General features: G+C 68.4%; 12 protein-coding genes. 2 read left to right on the top strand and 10 right to left on the bottom strand.

All coding sequences use genetic code 11. The annotated features are described in order from the left end of the window. Window positions 1-2: 2 nt before the first annotated feature. The 6 genes from HLH29_RS04705 to HLH29_RS04680 all read right to left on the bottom strand — a co-directional run bounded on the left by HLH29_RS04705 (window position 3) and on the right by HLH29_RS04680 (window position 10,751). Window positions 3-1,235, bottom strand: coding sequence for a hypothetical protein (locus HLH29_RS04705; protein ID WP_182964845.1), 1,233 nt, complete (start codon window positions 1,233-1,235; stop codon window positions 3-5). Then, window positions 1,235-4,252: a glycosyltransferase gene (locus HLH29_RS04700; RefSeq protein ID WP_338030176.1), complete on the bottom strand. Its 3,018-nt coding sequence runs from the start codon at window positions 4,250-4,252 to the stop codon at window positions 1,235-1,237. The genes HLH29_RS04705 and HLH29_RS04700 overlap by 1 nt, the downstream gene beginning before the upstream one ends. A 3-nt stretch (window positions 4,253-4,255) precedes the next feature. Beyond that, complete coding sequence (locus HLH29_RS04695; protein ID WP_182964844.1) at window positions 4,256-6,025, bottom strand: SEL1-like repeat protein; 1,770 nt, start codon at window positions 6,023-6,025, stop codon at window positions 4,256-4,258. 600 nt (window positions 6,026-6,625) lie between these two features. After that, window positions 6,626-8,062 carry an HlyD family type I secretion periplasmic adaptor subunit gene (locus tag HLH29_RS04690; RefSeq protein ID WP_182964843.1) on the bottom strand — a complete coding sequence of 479 codons (1,437 nt, stop codon included), beginning with the start codon at window positions 8,060-8,062 and terminating at the stop codon, window positions 6,626-6,628. Further along, window positions 8,059-10,239: a peptidase domain-containing ABC transporter gene (locus HLH29_RS04685; RefSeq protein WP_182964889.1), complete on the bottom strand. Its 2,181-nt coding sequence runs from the start codon at window positions 10,237-10,239 to the stop codon at window positions 8,059-8,061. Before HLH29_RS04685 ends, HLH29_RS04690 begins: the two co-directional genes overlap by 4 nt. Before the next feature lie 116 nt (window positions 10,240-10,355). Further along, window positions 10,356-10,751 carry a hypothetical protein gene (locus HLH29_RS04680; RefSeq protein WP_182964842.1) on the bottom strand — a complete coding sequence of 132 codons (396 nt, stop codon included), beginning with the start codon at window positions 10,749-10,751 and terminating at the stop codon, window positions 10,356-10,358. 199 nt (window positions 10,752-10,950) lie between these two features. On the opposite strand from HLH29_RS04680, the gene HLH29_RS04675 reads away from it, so the two are divergent. Beyond that, the gene (locus tag HLH29_RS04675) at window positions 10,951-11,763 is read left to right on the top strand and encodes a hypothetical protein (RefSeq protein ID WP_182964841.1); all 813 of its coding nucleotides are present in this window, start codon (window positions 10,951-10,953) and stop codon (window positions 11,761-11,763) included. 53 nt (window positions 11,764-11,816) lie between these two features. Here the strand turns inward: HLH29_RS04675 and HLH29_RS04670 are convergent, their stop codons facing one another. Continuing rightward, on the bottom strand, window positions 11,817-12,296 hold the full coding sequence (locus HLH29_RS04670; protein ID WP_182964840.1) for a hypothetical protein: 480 nt from the start codon (window positions 12,294-12,296) through the stop codon (window positions 11,817-11,819). A 382-nt stretch (window positions 12,297-12,678) separates the two neighbouring features. Between HLH29_RS04670 and HLH29_RS04665 the strand changes: the two genes are divergently transcribed. Next, window positions 12,679-13,110, top strand: coding sequence for a c-type cytochrome (locus tag HLH29_RS04665; protein WP_182964839.1), 432 nt, complete (start codon window positions 12,679-12,681; stop codon window positions 13,108-13,110). Between the two features lie 10 nt (window positions 13,111-13,120). On the opposite strand, the gene HLH29_RS04660 is transcribed toward HLH29_RS04665, so the two are convergent. Genes HLH29_RS04660 through HLH29_RS04650 form a run of 3 tightly spaced genes read right to left on the bottom strand, consistent with a single transcriptional unit; the run spans window position 13,121 to window position 16,193 of the window. Further along, complete coding sequence (locus HLH29_RS04660; RefSeq protein WP_182964838.1) at window positions 13,121-13,654, bottom strand: cytochrome b; 534 nt, start codon at window positions 13,652-13,654, stop codon at window positions 13,121-13,123. A gap of 5 nt (window positions 13,655-13,659) precedes the next feature. Then, window positions 13,660-14,928, bottom strand: coding sequence for a cytochrome-c peroxidase (locus HLH29_RS04655; RefSeq protein ID WP_182964837.1), 1,269 nt, complete (start codon window positions 14,926-14,928; stop codon window positions 13,660-13,662). Beyond that, window positions 14,928-16,193, bottom strand: coding sequence for an alkaline phosphatase family protein (locus tag HLH29_RS04650; protein WP_182964836.1), 1,266 nt, complete (start codon window positions 16,191-16,193; stop codon window positions 14,928-14,930). The genes HLH29_RS04655 and HLH29_RS04650 overlap by 1 nt, the downstream gene beginning before the upstream one ends. Between the last annotated feature and the right edge of the window lie 16 nt (window positions 16,194-16,209).

The raw sequence follows: 16,209 nt of genomic DNA, 5'->3' as shown, positions 1-16,209 counted from the left end.
GGTCACGGCTCCTGTCGGGGCCGGCGGCGCGACGCCATCTGCCGGCGCGCCTTCAGCAGGCCCACGCGCGACCCCTGCGCCTTGCGCCCCCGGCCCGGCCGGAGGGCATCGATGGACACAATGTCTTCGGCCGGCTCGGCACCCTTGCTCCGACGCTTCCGCTCGATTTTGGCTGGCGCGTCCTTGACCGGATCGGCGGTTCCGGCCCGGCGTTTCCGGACCGTCCCGGCGGGCGCCTCCGCCATCGGCGGGGGAGCCGTCACGGATTTCGGGGGACGGCGGGTGTTTTTCTCCGCCGCCATGGTGCTGGCCAGCAGCGCCTTTTCCCCCTCGTCGGGGACCTCCGATTCCGCCACCGGCACGATCTCGATACGGAAGGCCTCCAGCGGGGCCGCGCTTTCGGCCTCCGCCACCCCGCCATCCGTCACCGGCCCCACCCGGCTGTCATCGGTAAAGCTGGCCCAGACGCGGCACCGATACCGGCCGGCGGCCTGCGGCTTGAGCCGGACGCGCAGGCCCAGGATCGGCAGCGCCATGCCGCGACTGCCGCAGAACTGCCCCCCCGAGGCCCAGGGCGACAGCCAGCCGCGCCCCAGCACCGCCTGATATTCGATCTCCTCGGCCGTGATCAGCCGGGCAGGCGCGATGGCGAAGCCCTCGATCCAGTTCCGGCTGCCGGGCGTGCCCATCCACTCGGCCATCGCGGTCGCCACATCGCCGCGACGCTGGATGTGGGCCGTCAGCTCGCCGGTGGTGGGTTGCCCGGCCGGGCGATCCCCTGTCGGCCGCTCCGCGGATGTGGGCGAGAGCGGAAAGGGCGGCGCGGCACCGGGGGCCGGCCGGGGCGACGCCATGGCGGGCGCCGGGCCGGCGGCCGGCGCATCGGCCAGACGCACCACCTGAAGGCGCGGCGTCTCGGCCATCTGGGCCGGGTCCTGATAGATGGTGATCAGGATCTGCCCGGCCGCCCCCGGCACACGGACCAGTGCGGCATTGCGTGCCGCCCCAAGCCAGCCATCTTCATCGAAGGTCGCGATCCCGACCCCAACGCCGCCCGGCCCCGGAGCGCGCGAGATGCGCACGCCAGGCAGGTCCTCGCCCGCCCCCCCAGCAGGCATCTCGCCCCCGGCGGCATGGAAGATGCAGTACAATCCCGGCTCCAGCGTCATCAGGCGGCCGGAGACCTTCAGGTCCATGAGCCGGCCCGGATTGTCGGTCGTCATGCTGTCCGGCATCAGCGGGCTTTCCGTCGTGGGGTGGAGGAACAAGAGGCAGTGTCCTGCGCCGGCAGGCAGTCGACTGGATGCAAGGTCGGGATCTCCCTTTTCTCCCGGCGACACGTGCTGGCCGCCCCGATCCGCCCATAAGACAGCAAAAACGTATTCAATTCGTGAATCGGCAGGCCGGGCGACAGCACGGCCCCGCGACCGGTCCGGCGCACGCGCTCCGCCATCGCACCCAGATCGAACACCACCGCATCCAGCCCCGCCTGCCACGCCAGCCCCAGGGCGAAACACCAGGTCTCGGGCCAGATCGAGGGCAGGAAGGCCAGGTCCGCCCGCTGCGCCGCCAGCAGCGCGGCGCCGTCGCCTTCCGCGTACGGACCCGTGACGAACACCCGGCCGGTGGCCATCAGCGCGTCATCGTCCGGCGTATGCCCCACCACGATGAATTCCAGATCCAACGCCCGGGCGGCGGCATCCTGCGCCGCTTCTAGCAGCACGCGGTACCCTTTCTCGACCCCGATCGCGCCAGGCACCGCCACCCGTATCCGCGCTGCCGGACCACGGGCCGCCACCGCCGGCGGCGCATCCGCCGGATCGTCCGCCAGCGCGGCCACGCCGACCGCAAGGCCGGGAAAGGCCCGTTCCATGCGGCGAGCGGTATCGGCGGAGGGGGTCATCACCGCGCCCGCTCCGCGCAGCACGGCATTGGACCGCGCACGATAGGCCGACAGGCGCCCGGGCACCGGGCCGGCGCCCTTCAGCAGGCTGTCGCCCGCCTGCAGGCAGGCGGCGCATCCCGCCGGCCCGGGCGCGCCGCAATACCGGCCGGACGGGTCCACAAGCGCGACGCGGGGACAGAACCAGACATAATCATGGATATGCACGCTGTACGGCACACCCAGCCCGGCAGCCAGCGTCGGCGCGTCGATCCCGAGCCCCAGCCCGTGATGCCATTCCAGCCTGTCCACCCCCGATGCCCTCAACACCGCCAGCAGCAGATCCAGTTCCGCCGGCAGGTGGAAGCGCGGGGTGGCGGACCAGGCGCCCCCTGCCGCATCTTCCAGCCGGCAGCCATCCGGCGCGGGGCGCAGCACCACCGGCCGCGCGCCCCGCGCGCGCCACATCCGGGCCCGGTCCCGCACCACCCGCTCCACCCCGCCGCCCTGATCGTGCGTGACCAGCAGCACCGCGTGGCGCCAGCCGGCCCCGCCCCTTCGCCAGCACACCAGATCCAGCCGCCTGCGGGCCGCGAACAGCGGATCGACGACGGCATGGGCCGCCACCAGCGCACCGTAATCGGGATACAGCCGATCCATGATCGCCAGATTGCGCCGCAGCAGCGCCGGGCGGGCGGCGCCGAAGGAGGCGGACCCCGCATGACCGACAAACGCGCCGGGCGCGGCGACATGCCGCCAGCCCGCCACGGCAGTGCGCCGGCAGAATTCATTCTCCTCGCCATAGCCCTGGGCGAAGAGGTCGGCGCGGAACGGGCCGGTGGCGGCCAGGCAGTCATGCCGGATGAACAGGCAGAATCCATGCCCGGTCGGGACATCGACCGCCTGCCCGCGATTGGCCGCCCGCGCCGCCGCCATCAGGCGCTGCACCGTCGCCAGATCGGGCGTCAGCGCGGGCGCGTCGCCCGGCAGCGCATCCGGGCCGGGCCATGAGAAGAGGCTGGCCCGGTTGGACAGCGGCGTGACGGTGCCGATATCGGGCGCGCCATAGGCGATGTCGGCCAGTTCCTCCAGCCATCCGCCGGCCACCAGCGTATCGCTGTTCAGCAGCAGCACATCGTGCCCCGCCGCCGCGCGCATGCCGTCATTGGCCGATTGCGGAAAGCCCAGACGGCGTGTGTGACGGATCAGGCGAATGGCCCCCTCTCGCGCCCGCCGGTCCAGTTCGGCGGCCAGAACCGGGTCCGGCGTCGCATCATCGACCACGATCACCGGCACCGCGTCCCCCACGCTGGTCCGCACCGAATCCAGGCACGCCAGGGTGGCGGCGCCATCACCATGCACCGGGATGACGATGGCCGGACCGGACCGGACCGGCGGCTCCAACGGTGGCGGATGCGTGGACGGTTCCACGTCGGAGGGCGTAACCGGGCGCACCGTCAGCGGGCTGCCCGTCAGGTCGCTGCCATCCGGCCCCAGTACATGCAGCGGGCCGGGCGGCAGGTCGGCCGCTGCCAGGGCAAAGCGGCGGGGCCGGGCCAGCGGGAACATGCTCTCCGCCCCCGGCGCAGGATCGGCGGCGAGGACGCGCCGGATCATGCGCCCCCGCGCGTCGCGGATGTGCAGCACCGGTACCTGATCCGGGTCCGACGGATGCCAGGCCCAGCCCGACAGCCCATCGGGCCCGGCCTCGACCAGCCCGTCGGTCCGTTGCAGGGCCGCCGGGTCCAGCGGGCTGCCCAGCAGATTCGCACCGCCGGCCAGGACCTCCACCCGCCGCGCGCGGCGCCACCGCGCGGGCAGTACGGTCCCATCCTGCGCACCGGGGACAGGCCGGCCGTCGATCAGGACCGTCACCACCGACGCCCCTGCCCCCAGGCACAGCCGCCCGGACACAGACAGGCCGCACCAGCCCGGCCGGCCGGCCCGCGCCGCCAGCCGCGCGAGCAGGGGCTGCATGTCGTCGGGCGGCGCATGATGGGACAGGGCATGCTGCGCGGCGGCGATGGCGGCGCTGTCCTCTCCCGCCATCAGCAGGGCGGCCGCCAGGGCGACCCAGCCCTCGCGGAAATCGAAACGCCCGGTCAGCGTGCGCAGAAGCTGCGCGGCGCCCGCACCATCGCCGCCGCGCAGCCGCGCCATCGCCAGCGGAAAGGCGACCACGACACTGTCCGGTGCCAGACGATGGGCGCGCTCGTACCAGGCCCAGGCGCTGCCATGGTCGGCGGCATCCTCGCTCTCCCGCGCACGGCGAAAGGCCGACTGGGCCTGGGCGTCGGCCCAGACCTGCCAGGCCGCGCGGTCCTGCGGCGTGACCCGGCCGCGCGCGGGCTGCACCCTATGCCCTGCCACCGCTCAGCCCGCCCCGGCGCCGGCGGCCGGGCCCGCCCCTGCCCCCAGCCGGGCCAGTTCGGCCGCGGCGTCCGGCACGCCCTGCGCGGCGGCGCGTTCCAGCCATTGCCGGGCCTCGGCCGGGTCGGTCACGCCAGCCAGTCCGCGCAGCAGATAGCGCCCCAGCATCAACTGCCCCAGCGCGTTGCCACGCTCGGCCGCCATGCGGAACCAGTGCTGGGCCTGCGGCCGATCCACCGGCACGTCGTGGCCGCCGCCCAGCAGCGCGCCCAGCGAGAACATGGCATCGACCTGCCCCTGTTCGGCCGCCGCCCGATAGAGCACGGCCGCCGCCGCATGGTCGCGCGGACCGCCGCGCCCGGTCAGCATCAATTGCGCCAGTGCGACCTGGGCATCGGCCATGCCGGCCTCGGCGGCCCGTGCGATCCAGCTTCGGCCCGCCGCCGCGTCGGGCGCGCAGCCGCGCCCATCCAGCAGCATGCGGCCGTACCAGTATTGCGCATTCACCACCCCGTCGGCGGCGCGCAGCATCCAGCCCGCCGCCGCCTGCTCGTCCCGCGCCATCCCCAGCCCCTGCGACAGGCAGATGCTGAAATTGAAGGCCGCGACCGGGTCCCCGGCCTCTGCCGCATGGGCGAAATATCGGCCAAGATCGCGCCGGTCATCCTCCGACACATCCTGGTCCAGCAGCAGGTTGCCCAGATCGGCGCCCGCCCGCCCGTCGCCCAGCGCCGCCGCCTGACGGAAGCAGCGCACGGCCTCGGTCACATCGCGGGGCTGGCCGGCCCCGGTCAGGGCCAGCATCCCCAGCGCCCGCCATGAGGCCGCATGGCCGGCGGCAGCAGCCCGGCGATACCATTGCGCGGCCTCGATATAGTTCGGCGGCAGGTCGCCGCCGCTGGCATACAGATCGCCCAGCAGCGATGCCGCCTCGCGATCGCCGGCCAGGGCGGCACGGCGCAGCCAACTTTCCGCCCGCGTCGCATCGCGCGCGCAACCCCGCCCCTCCAGCAGGGCCAGACCGAACCGCGCCTGGGCGGCGCGTACCCCGGCCTCGGCCGCGCGCCCATACAGCGCGGTGGCCGCCGCGCTGTCACGCGCCACGCCGCGCCCCTGTTCGGTCAGCGCCCCCAGCAGGAACTGCGCCGACCCCAACCCGGCATCGGCCGCCAGGCGCAGGGACGCCGCCGCCCGCGCATGCCCGGCCTCATCGGTCGCCGCCCGCATCCAGACCAGCCCGAGGCCGAGATGACCCTGCGGACAGCCGGCGGCGGCGGCGCGGGAGAACCAGCCCTCCGCCGCCGCCGGATCGCGCATGTCGGCCGGCCCGTCGGCGAGGATATAGCCATAGAGCGCCTGCGCGTCGGGCGATCCGGCCTCGGCCGCCAGACGGGCCCAGCGGGCGGCCTCGACCGGGTCCGGCACCCGGTCGCCCGGCGTTTCGGCCACCAGGCGCACGCCCTGTCCCTCCGCGCTTTCGCGCGGCAGGCCGAACAGATAGAGCGTGCCCAGCACCATGCGGGCTTCGACCCACCCGGCCTCGGCCGCGCGACGCATCCAGCGCGCGCCCTCCACCAGGCTGGGCGGCACGCCGGTGCCATCCAGATAGGCCCGCCCGACCCGAAACTGGGCCTCCGGCATGCCGGCCTCGGCCACGCTGCCCAGCAGCGCCACCCCGGCCACCACATCCCCGTCCTCGATCAACCGCAAGGCATGCGCCAGACGCGCCCGTGAAGAAAACCGCGCCCCCAGCGCGGAAAGAACCCGCCTCACGCCCCCCCCCGGATCAGACAATCGCCAGAACAGACAATAAGTGTTTCGGAAGATCCGAGCGGAGCAGCCTTATCCGCCACGAACACCCGACGCCCGAAGCGCGCCCCGGATCGGGTTGGGCCACGGAGTTTGGGTCCGCAAACGTGGGCTGGTGAGCGAGAGCTGCACAGAGTGCAGCGCCCGGCGTGCGTTTCCGAGCTTCGGCGCGGAGCGGCCTTGATGGCCGTGAGCACCGGACGCCCGAAACGCGCCCCTGATCGGGTTGGACTGCGGAGTTTGGGTCCGCAAACGTGGGCTGGTGAGCGAGAGCTGCACGGAGTGCAGCGTCCGGCGTGCGTTTCCGAGCACCGGAGCGGAGCGGCCTTGATGGCCGTGAGCACCGGAGCACAGGAAACGCGCGTCGGATCGCCACCAGCGCGCGTTTGCGGGCCCAAACGCAAAACCCGTTCTGCAAGCCGTTGTGCCGAGCGGGAGTGCCGCGCAGCGGCACGCCCGGCGTGTATTTCCGAGCATCGGAGCGGAGCGGCCTTATGGGCCGTGAGCACCGAAGCACAGGAAATGCGCGTCGGATCGCCGGCAGAATGGCTTGCAGGACAGGTTTTATGGTTCGCGCATGCCATTGGTCATGGCCGGCACCAGATGATTCATCAGATACTGCATGATGGTACGGCGGCCGACATGGATATCGGCTTCGACCGGCATGCCGGGCTGCGCGTGGAAGAAGGGCGGCACGCCATGCAGCGTGTAGCGATCGACCCGTACCCGCGCACGGTAATAGGCGTCCATCCCGCCGGCGGCATCGGCCGGCTGGGCCGGGGCCGGCGATCCCGGGGCGCCGCGCCCGCTCTCGCCGGGGGCGAAGGAATCCGCGCTGATGACGCGCACCACGCCTTCGGCCCCGCCATATTGGGTGTAGGGGAAGGTCGCGAATTTCAGCAGCACGTGGTCCCCCGCCCGGATGAAGCCGACATCGGAGCCCCGGATCGCCGCCTCGACCTCCAGCCCGCTATCGACCGGCACCAGGGTCATCAGCTGCGTGCCCGACTGCATCACCGACCCCACGGACAGGGCCGCGATGCCCAGCACCACGGCATCGCGGTCGGCGCGCATCACCACCATGCTGTGCCGCAGCCCGGCCTTGCGGGATTCGTCGCGCGCATCGGCCAGATGGTGCTGGGCGGTGGCCAGATCCTCATAGACCGTGGCCTTCCAGTTCTGGACGAAACCGTCGCGTTCGGCCGTCACGGCCTCCAGCTTGGCGCGGGCGCTGTCGGCGGCCTGATGGGCGGCGATCTGGGCGCGCTCGACTTCCATCAGGTCGTTCTGCGCCGAAAGGGTGGACAGGCGGCTGCCCACCTGGTCGCGTTGCAGGCGCTGGCGCATGGCCAGCACGTCGGCCGCCACGCGGGCACGGGCGCCATACATCGCCGCATCGGCCAGATTGCCCTGCATGTCGCTGCGGGCGCCGGCGATCTGCTTGTCGTAATTCTCGATCCGGGCGGTCAGTTCGGCCCGCCGCCGCGCGAAGGCCGCAGCTTCCTGCATCGCGGCCGGGTCGCCGGGGTTGGGCGCATATTCCCGCCCGTCGGCCTCGGCCGTCAGGCGCGCGACCTGGGCGGCGTAGGCATCGGCCTGCTGGCCCATATCCTCGACATCGGCGCCGGTCACGGTCGGGTCCAGCCGCGCCAGGATCTGGCCCTTGTGGACGAAATCGCCCTCATGCACGTCGATGGTGCGGATGATCGCGGTTTCCAGCGGCTGGACCACCAGCGTCGCTTCGGTGGAAACCATCCGCCCCTGTGCCGTCACCACCTGGTCGAGCGGGAAGACCGACATCACGATCACCCCCATGATCGCGAGCGCCGAGATGATCCAGACCAGATAGAGCGCCGAAGCGGTGGGCGGCAGGTCGATCAGCGCCAGGCTGGGCGAATGGAATTCCAGCAGGGCGCGCGGCATGTCGCGGTCGGTGGTTTCGGGCAGAACATAGGCTTCGACCGCGTCGGAATCGGGCGGCACCAGGGGGGTGGCGGTCATGGCGCGTCCCCCTCGGCCAGCATCGCCGCCGGATGGGCGTGCGCGTGCGCGCCCGATTCATGCCGGTTCTGTTGCAGCCACAGCGCGCGATAGATCGCGCAGCGTTCCAGCAGGACCGCATGCGGGGCGATGTCGACCACCTGCCCACGGTCCATGACGCAGATCCGATCGCAATCGACCAGCGAGGACAGGCGGTGCGAGACGATGACCATGGTGCGCCCGCGCGCGATACGTTGCAGGTTGGCGTTGACCACGGCCTCGCTCTCCGGGTCCAGGGCCGAGGTCGCCTCGTCCAGGATCAGCAGTTTCGGGTCGCAGATCAGCGCGCGGGCAATGGCCAGCCGCTGCCGCTGGCCGCCCGAGATGTTGGTCGATCCTTCCTCGATCCAGGTTTCATACCCGGCGGGCATGCGCTCGATGAATTCCTCGGCCCCCGCCAGCCGGGCGGCCCGGATCACGTCATCCAGCGTCAGGCCCGGCCGCCCGGCGGTGATGTTGTCGCGCACGGTGCCCCGGAACAGGAAATTGTCCTGCAGCACCACGCCGAGCGAGCGGCGAAGATGCATCAGGTTGATCTCGCGCAGGTCCACCCCGTCCAGCCGCAGATAGCCGGTATAGGACCGGCTGACGCCCTGGAGCAGGCGGGTGATGGTGGATTTGCCCGACCCGCTGCGCCCCACCAGCCCCAGCGTGCTGCCCGCCGGAATCTCGAAGCTGACACCCGACAGGGCGCGCGTGGTGGCGCCGGGATAGGAGAAATAAACCTCCTGGAACGACAGGGCGCCCCGGATGGCCGGGCGCAGGCCGGTCGTCAGGGCCTGGCGCTCGGTCGGCTGGTTCAGCACATGGCCGGCCTCGGCCAGCGCGGTGCGCACCTCGCTGAAATCGTCCAGCAGCCGCGCCAGTCCCACCAGCGGCGACGCGACGCGGCCGCCCAGCATCATGAAGGCCATCAGCGCCCCGGCGCCCATGTCGCCGCGATGCGTCAGGATCAGCCACGCCCCCACCAGCAGGACGCCGCGACTGATGAAAAGCTCGAACGGCTGGGCCACGGTCGCGGCCATGTTGCCCATGCGCCCCGCCGCCAGCCCCCACAAGGCGGCCTCGGCCGAGCGTTCGTCCCACAACTGGCGCCGCGTCTGTTCCAGCGCCAGCGTCTTGACGGTGCGGATTCCGGCCACCGTTTCATACAATACGGCGCCGCGCCCCATGTCGGCGGCCATCTTGCGCCCGACCAGTTGCCCGACCGGGCGCATGAAACCGAACACCACCAGGCCGATCATCCCGGCGGCGCAAATGGTCATCCAGGCCATGGGCGGGCTGAAATAGAACAGGAACGGCAGCACGACGACCAGCGTGAACAGGTCCAGCACCGTGTTCATCAGCTTGCCGGTCATGAAATCGCGCACCCTGTAGATGGCGGATACCCGGCCGATCACCTGCCCGGCCTGCTCGCGCTCGAAGAATTCCAGCGGCAGGGACAGCAGCCGGTCGAACACCAGCAGCGAGATCCTGGTATCCAGCCGCGTCGTCACCACCAGCGCCAGTTCCCGCCGCGCATAGGTCAGCAGGATCTCGTAGAAGCTCATCACGCCCAGGATCGCCGAAACCGAGATCAGGGTGGCGAAGGAATGATAGCTCACCACCTTGTCGATCACCTGCATGACGATCAGCGGCGGGAAGATCGCCAGCACGCTCAGCACCATCGAGGCCAGCAGGATGTCGCGCATCATCCGCTTCTCGCGCAGCACCATGCGGCCCAGCCACGCGGCGTCGATCGGCGCATCGGCCTCGCTCTGGTCGCGGCGACGCTTGACCAGCAGCACGTCGCCCGTCCAGACCTGCGCCAGGCGCAGTTCGTCCAGCGGCACGGGGGGCGTGCCTTCATCGCCCAGCGGGTCGCGCAGCCACACGACGCCCCGGTCCGGGTCGCCCGCCACCATCAGCCCCGCCGAGCCGTCACGGAACATCAGCACCATGGGCGGCACGCTGCGCAGCCGCACCAGGTCGCGCCAGCGCAGGCGCATGCCGCGCGCCACCGCGCCTTGGTCGTTCAGCCAGCGCGCCAACGACGCCGGCGAGGGCGTGACCTCGCCGGGTTCGGCGATGAAATCGCGTACATCCATCGACAGACCATGGAAGCGCGCCGCCGCGACCGCCGCATACAGGCGGATCATCGTCGGCGTCGGCCGCGCCCCTGTCTCCTGATCTGTTCCCTGATCTGGCTGCGCCACGGATCGTCCTTCGCTGGTCCCGATGGCACGATCCTAGGGCCCGAAAGACGAATGGACGGTTAATGCCCCGCGTCGATGGAATGCCGGACGGAGCGATAACGCGCCACGACCACGCGATTTTCCTCCAGCGCCTGCCGCGTCCCCTCGCGCAGGGCCGCGGGCACCACCACCATCACGCGGTCGAACCACGGGCGCTGGCCGGTGACGCGGGCACGAAACAGATCGGCCAGCATGGCGGCGATCGCCCCGTCCGGCGTGCAGCAGACACAATTCGCGCCATGACCGAAGGGCGTGGGCGCCGGCATGGCGACGATGCCCAGCCACTGACCGCCCTTGCCGCCATCATCGCCCGCGCCTCCCACGCGCAGCACCAGTGTCGCGCCATCGCCGGGCAGGTCGGCAAACATCGCGTCATCCACCAGTTCCAGCGGGATCAGCCCGTCACCGCGCTGCATGATGCTCCTCCCTGGCCATTCGTCGTCATGATAGCCGATCGCCCCCCGAGTCGCCATCTGGCAGGCCGCCCGTCGCCCCGGCTTTCCGAGGCATCATGAAAAACCGATAGAAGCATACAAACTATTTAATTCATGGCTTTCCATTTTCATGGCCTGTTCACGCACGTCACAGGACATGAGCGAAATGAAGGACGCTTGCATGATCGACCGCACACCCATCCAGACCAGAACGACCTGGGGCGCCCGAATAGCGGCGGCCCTGCTCGCGATAACCATGGCGGCCATGCATGACGCGGCCGCAGCCGACAGCGACGCCGCCGCCCGGCCCACACAATCGTCTCTGATCGTTTCCTATCGCAGCACGCCAGCCGGACGGCCAGCCCTGCTGCGCACGCTGCGCGCCCAACTGGCACCCCGCCTGCATACATTGCAGGCCCAGGGCAGATTGACGCATTATCGCATCCTGTTCAGCCGCCTTGCCGATGCGAATAGCTGGGACGCGCTGTTGATTCTCGATTTCCGCACCAGTGCGCAGGCGGCCTCCTGGCGGGCGGTCGATGCGGAAACACCGGCCGGGCTGGCCGCGACAGACCTGGCGAACGTAACGGCAGTGGAAAGCACCCCCTCCGATCCGGTCGGCAAGGGCGGCTCTGCCGATGATGGCCCGGACCCGGTCTACATGGTGGTTCCCTACGATTATTTCGTGCCGACGAAGGATTACGTCGCCTATGCCCGCTCCTATGTCTTTCCGCAGACCGACGGGTGGATCGCCGCCGGTGCCCTGAATGCCTACCAGCTCTACGTCGCCCGCTATGGCGCCGGCCGGAACTGGATGTCGATGCTGGTGCTGGCCTATCACGGCGATAACGGGCTGGACCGACGCAATGACGTCATCGCCGCCACCCGCAAGGCCTTGAACGCGAACCCCGACTGGGCCGCCAGGGCAGCCGGCAAAGGCCATATCCGCACGGAAAAGGCCGTCATGATCGCGGATCTGATCGCCGGCGGCTGAATCCCTTCGGGGGAGACGATCGGAACCCGGCCGTCTCCCCCCTGGCTCCGCCTTTACTCGAACAGCGCGCCTTCGCTGGGAATGTTCTTCTCCAGTTCCGAACGGACCTCAAGCGCGCGCCTCAGGGCCTCGACCTCATCGGGCACCGCATTCAGCCGCATCTGGTCGACCATCATACCGACGGTCCGTCCCTGGGCATCGTTCAACGTCATGGCAACTTCATAGACATTCTTCTGCGGCAGGCGCGCCACCATGATCTTGGGCTTGCCGATCAGTGCCAGGTCGCCCTTGCTGGACGGCTTGCCGATCCGCGCCTGATCGTTGCAGGCGATGATGACATTGTTCTTGCTGCCCGGCACCGTCGCATGCACGCCCAGAAGCACCATGTCGTCATGCCGCATGGCGATCTGCTGCACCAGCGTCTGCGCAGTCGGGGCATGGACCGGATCGTAATGCACCGGCGCTTTCGTATCCGCCATGGCCGCACCGGCCGCGAGGCACGTGAACGCAAACGCGATGTATGCTGATTTCATCAGACGAAGACCTTTTTTTGAATACGGAAATATGGCCGTATCGACGACAGGGACAGGCGTATGGCCCACACCAGCCGCCGGACGGCGTGCATGCATTACCATCGACAAGATACAATAATTATTAAATTTGCTTTATAGAAAACAATCTATGCAAAATTATAATCTGAAATCCCGAAATTGATTCGAATATGAGAATTTTCAATCTCCAATAAAGACATTATCACGACGACACCTTCCAGAGGAACCATCCAAAACGGAGGATCGTCCAACGACCATATTTCGTGAATGTTTTTTGAATATCGCTTGTATCCGAAACCATGTTCTCGCGATGCCCGATGCGCCCATTTACACTTCCGATACAAAATCGAAAGGCTGACGCGCAATGTCGAAAAGAATGTTCCTGTTCCTGACCCTGTCGACCCTGACGGGCGGACTCCCCGTGATCAACATGTGCGGCGCCGCGGAGACACCATTCGCCACCCTGGTGCAACATGGCGATCGTGCGCGCGGCCGCGACCTGGCGGACGGCATGTGTTCCGAATGCCATAATTTCGATCGCGGCGGCGCGGCAATGATCGGACCGAACCTTTATGCCATACAAGGCCGCCCGGTCGCCTCCATGGCCGATTTCAATTTTTCGCCTGCCCTGCTCGCGCACAAATCGCAAGTCTGGACCGTCGGCACGCTCTCCGCCTGGCTGAAAAACCCGGCCGCCTTCGCGCCGGGCACACGCATGGCGTTTGACGGCATCACGGATGATCGGGACCGGGCAGATATCGTGGCCTATCTGGACAGCCTGTCCGACAGGAAATGATCGGCACCCGTCACCGGGGGCGGAGACGCGGCAGCATCCGCCCCAGCGTATCGTCGCGCCTCACCAGATGATGCCACAGGGCGGCGCCGGCATGGCCGCATGCCAGCACGATGATGGCCCACGCACCATAATGATGCAGCCAGGCCAGGGCATTATGCCAGGACCGATCCAGCCGGCAGGCGCCGCAGCTTATGTTGGCGCCAAAGACGTAAAGCGGATGGGTGCCCGTCAATCGCCAGGCGACACCATCGATCACTTCGGCAATCAGCAGGCCGTATAACAGCGCATGAACCCCCGGCACCAGCCGGCCAGGCAGGGGCGGCATACCGGTCCGGCGTGTCCAGCGCCAATACAGACGCACCAGAAGAAGCAGCGCGAACGCCACCCCGACACTGGTATGAATATTGCGGGCCGTCGCTTTCCAGACCGGCCCGAACCAGCCCCAGCTTTCGCCCATGGCGAATTGCAGGATCACGATGGCGGCGGTGATCCAGTGCAGCCGGCGCGTCACAGGATCGTAGGAAAGAGAGGGAGGATTCTGCATCGTGATCATTTCGCTTGGACCGACGGAATCCGATAGCCGTCGGTCAGGGTTTTCAAAAAGGCCACCAGGTCATCGACCTCGCGTTCCGAAAGAATCGGCCTGCCACCGCGTGTCTGGGCGGCGAAAGGCATGTCCGCTCGGTCCACGTTTCCGCGCAGATCGGGCGGCAGCCCGTCATAGGGCAGCGCCGCATCCTGCCGTCCATACCATCGATCGGGGTCGGTATCACGGGTGACATAGAATTCGACGACGTCGCGCAGGCTTTTCAGCGCCCCGTTATGGAAGAAGACATGCCGGCTGGCAACGTTTCGCAAAGTCGGCGTCATGAACAGCCCGCAATACGCCCGATTGGCCGGGTCGCGCGCCAGGGTCAGGTCGGCGCGTAGCGGGCCGCACAGCCCCATGTCGTAGCCCCTGTGGCCGGCCGGTGCGTTATCCGGATTGGCGGGAACACCGATATCCTTGAAGAAGAAATCGGTGAACTGACCCACCGATGTCGCGCCGTCGCGTCCCGGCCCCTGGCCGGCCGTGTGACATGATGCACAGTTCGCACGGTCGGCATCGTTGAACAGCGCCATGCCCCGCTGTTCCTGCGCGCTCAGTGTCGCCTGGCCGCGCGTATAGAAATCATATTTGCTGCTATAGGGGTGAAAGGACGTATCCTCATGCTGGAAAGCCGCCAGCGCCGTCCCCATCGCCTGGACCAGGCGATCGGGCGTGGCGAATATGTCCGCGCCGAATAATTTGGTAAATGTTTGCACATAGTCCGGATTGCGCCGCACGCGCGCGCGGACCGACGCGAGGTCGGGGTTCGCCATTTCGAAAGGGGTAGTCAGCGGGCTGGCCGACTGCGCCGCCACCGATGGCATGCGACCGTCCCAATCATAGCCGCCACCGGGACCACTGGCCGATTCATCCGGATTCTCCAAAGACACCGAGAAATCCGGATTTTCATCCCTGTATGTCAGGGTCGGGACGGCCCGGATTCCGGCCCGATCCAGGGCCGCGCCCCCCATCTGCACCCGCCGGGCATTGGCGGGTGCATAATGATTAGCCGGATCATGGCAACTGGCACAGGATTGCCGGCCGGAGGCCGACAGTCCGGAATCGAAGAATAATTGTCGGCCCAGCAGGGCAGCAGGCGACAGCCCGCCTGCCGCCCGCACGGTACCGGCGCCGCAGGGCGCGGACAGCAGGATAGCCAGCACGCACCACCCGGCGATCCGCCCGGCGGACCGGCTCGCCTTACCCGTGCGTCCCCGCCCGCCTGCCATCAATGTGCCGCCAGGGCGAACATCCTGACCATCGGCACGACCGGCGTCTGCACGAACGCGCCATCGGCCGGCTGGACGGCCGTTCCGTCATTGGCATGGCCGATATGCTCGGCGATGCCGAACGCATCCTCCATCGTGCGCAGCAGCGAATAGTGATTATAGGGCGTGTCGTCCTGCACGCCGCGCACACCGTGATTGGTGATCACCAGCATGGGAATGCGTCCGCCACCCTGATTGACCACGCCCTTGTGCGGCTGTCCGGCAGCGACCGGATGATAGCCGCAGCAGCCCTGTATGCCGGCGCCACCGCTGTCATCCTCGTCGAACGTGACCACGATCGCCACATTCATCCTGGACTTCCATTGGGGCGAAGCCTGGATATGATCCACCAGGGTCTGGACATAATTGTCGCCTGTCGTCAGCAGCGGCGACGGTCCGTAGCCACGGCCCTTGCACTCGGGATGGTCGTTCATGGGGCCGGACGGACCATGATCGTCATGACACTGGTCAGGCACGAAATAGGCGAAACGCGGCAGCTTGCCCGTCGCCAGGTCGTTGAAGAAGGCCTGCTCGCCGCGATTGTGCGCGTGGAAATCCGCCGCCTCACGGATATCGTCGAAATTGACCGATGGATTATGCTTGGACGCATACAGGCCGCGCACGTCGGCAGTGGTATCGTCCGATGCCGGATAGGTGGGCATTTCCGGCATGCTTTCGCCGGTCTGCGGATTGGTGGGCATGCTCTGGTTATACATCGACCAGGAGATGCCGGCCTTGTTCAGCTGCGCAAAGAAATTCGGCACCGTGAAATGGTGTGCGACATAGGCCTTGTTCTTCTTGATGCCGTTACAGGGCCGGTTCATCGGCGCCGTATCCGGCTTGCCGGCCACGATCGCCTTGTCGGCGGGCAGCGGGGTGCCGTCGGCCTGGCAGTACCAGCCATCGTCATCCAGGACGCCTTCCTGGTCGCCGGCCATCATGGCGATATAGTTCGGTTCGCTGGGGTGGGTGATCCCGTAATAGGAAGTGGCCGAATTATAGGTCCGCGCCAGTTCCGTCATATGGGGCGAGCTGGCCGGATCGGCACCGATGATTTCGCCATACTGGCGATTTTCCATCTCGATGACGATGATGTTGTCGTAATGCGGCACGCCTTCCAGCCCCGCGGCCGCGTGATGCGCGGCATGAGCCTGCTGGCCCGCCGCGAGCGCCGAAGTCACGAGCAGAGCAGCCCCGAGACGGCTGAAGATCGATCGCTTGATCATGGCTACCTTGTTTTTC

Source organism: Gluconacetobacter tumulicola (assembly GCF_014174215.1).
Taxonomy (GTDB): Bacteria; Pseudomonadota; Alphaproteobacteria; order Acetobacterales; family Acetobacteraceae; genus Gluconacetobacter; species Gluconacetobacter tumulicola.
The sequence above is the reverse complement of the archived record's forward strand: the minus strand, read 5'-3'. Positions and strand labels throughout refer to the sequence as shown.